A 989-nucleotide genomic window follows, 5' to 3' on the forward strand; every position below is an offset into this window, starting at 1 on the left:
CTGTGAACGCGTTCGAGGTTGTAGTAATCGCGAAACGTCGATAGCTTGCTCTCGAGATCGACCAAATTCCAGAACAGCACGTGATCTAGAAACTCTCGCCGGATTGTGCCTATTAGACGTTCCACAAAAGGATGGGAAGTCGGCGTAAAGGGGACCGTTTTCAGCTCGTCGACTTCAAGAACCCGCAGATTCGCTTTCCAGCGATGAAACTCGAACAGAGGGTCATGGTCGGAGCTGAGGTAGCGAGGGATGCCCTGTCTGGCGATGGCGTGGTTGAACATTCGGCACAGCGCTATTCCATCGACATCGCCAGCTTGTATACCGAAGCCGATGATCCGGCGAGTGAACTGGTCCATCACGACCAGCACCCAGTGGGTCTTCAGCGTGATCGATTCGCACCGGAACAGATCAACGCTCCATAGGCTGTTCTTCATGTGTCCGACGAACGTCAGCCAGGACGGCCCGCCGCCCCCAGGCTCCGGTCGATAGTGTCTGGCCAGCACCCGGCGGACCACATCCTTGTCGATCTCCACGCCGAAGGTCCTCCGGATGATGAGCGCAATCTGCGGGCACCCGAACCGTGGATTGCGCTGCTTGAGTTCGACGATCACCTGGATGAGTTCTTGCGATGGCCCTTTGGGACCTGGCTTGCACCTGTTGTGCGATGAGAAGAGCAGGCGATACTTGCGCTTCTTCAGAGCCTCGTGAAATCTCAGCAGCGTGGATGGTCGAATGATGACCGCTGCCCGCGAGATCCGGCTTGGAGCGAGAAACAGCGACCAGAAGCCGAGCAGAATCCGGTCTAGCGTCGAGAAATTGGGCGCGCGATGGCGAGACCGGTTGATGACCAGCAGCTGGTGCTTCATCAGCAGGCTGTCCGCAACGACAGCCTTGGCCCCGCCTGGTCCAAGAAGCCTCGCGACAGTCCTCAGCAGATGGGCGACGAGGATGACCAAGTTTCTCATGATGGCACAGCGTAGGGAACGTCA

General features: G+C 57.8%; 1 protein-coding gene. It reads right to left on the reverse strand.

Annotated elements, in window-relative coordinates:
• On the reverse strand, nucleotides 1-965 hold a 965-nt coding region (locus tag GY725_02855; GenBank protein MCP4003115.1), incomplete at its 3' end, for a transposase family protein.
• Between the last annotated feature and the right edge of the window lie 24 nt (nucleotides 966-989).

It is taken from the genome of bacterium, from assembly GCA_024226335.1.
In the GTDB taxonomy this organism is placed as follows: Bacteria; Myxococcota_A; UBA9160; order SZUA-336; family SZUA-336; genus JAAELY01.